Here is a 472-nt window from a genome sequence, read left to right as displayed (position 1 = left end):
AATCAGATGCTTGTTTCTGGTTACATCGAGCCTCATGCTCATCCGTTTCAGTTATATAATCCCCAGACGTTAGCGGAATATGCAGCACAGTTCGGTACGACAACACTTATTAACGACAATTTATTTCTTTTTTTGCAGTTGTCAAAAAAGAAAGCGTTTTCTTTTTTGGCGGCCATGGAAAAACAGCCGATGACGATGTATTGGTGGTGTCGACTTGATCCGCAAACAGAAATGGACGGAGAAGAACATTTCTTTTCATATAAAAACATGAAAAGTTGGCTTGAAAATGATGCGGTTTTGCAGGTCGGAGAACTAACCGGATGGCCACGTCTATTGGAGGGCGACGATTTCATTCTCCATTGGATGCAAGAAGCGAAAAAAATTGGTAAAAAAGTAGAGGGTCATTTTCCGGGAGCTTCAGATCGCACGTTAACGAAAATGAAACTGTTTGGCGCGGATGCTGACCATGAAG

Annotated in this window: 1 protein-coding gene; it reads left to right on the top strand. The window is 42.2% G+C overall.

What is annotated here, in order from left to right; genetic code table 11:
• Nucleotides 1-472, top strand: a 472-nt coding sequence (locus ES017_RS15310; RefSeq protein ID WP_171335279.1) for an amidohydrolase family protein, incomplete at both ends; no start/stop codon positions are given.

It is taken from the genome of Anoxybacillus sp. EFIL (assembly GCF_013096955.1).
Classification (GTDB): Bacteria; Bacillota; Bacilli; order Bacillales; family Anoxybacillaceae; genus Anoxybacillus; species Anoxybacillus ayderensis.
Note: the sequence above shows the minus strand (reverse complement) of the source record. Positions and strands in the feature narration are given on the sequence as shown.